The organism is Citrobacter sp. TBCS-14 (assembly GCF_005280805.1).
Classification (GTDB): Bacteria; Pseudomonadota; Gammaproteobacteria; order Enterobacterales; family Enterobacteriaceae; genus Citrobacter; species Citrobacter gillenii.
This window is the reverse complement of record NZ_SZWM01000235.1, coordinates 1-223: the sequence shown is the minus strand read 5'-3', so window position 1 is coordinate 223 and position 223 is coordinate 1. Positions and strand designations below refer to the sequence as shown.

1 pseudogene is annotated in these 223 nt (G+C 53.4%); it reads right to left on the bottom strand.

Annotation, left to right across the window (positions count from 1 at the left end):
- A pseudogene (locus FDX22_RS12260) lies at positions 1 to 223 on the bottom strand (phage baseplate assembly protein); the annotation flags it as partial.

The following is a 223-nucleotide window of genomic DNA, read 5'->3' as shown; positions in this document are numbered from 1 at the left end:
GACATTGTCTGGCCAGAAGTATCACAGAGGTCTTTGATCTGGCCGGTAACGTCCAGATCCATTTCAAAACGGGCTTTTGGCGCATTTTTGAACGTAATCACCTTGCCACCACCATCAACAACAATCCCGGCGCGTGTCAGCGTGACTGACTGCCCCTGGTCATCGTAGATAGCGACCTCCCCCGTTTTGAGCCCCTTCATGCGATAGCGACGATCAGACACGG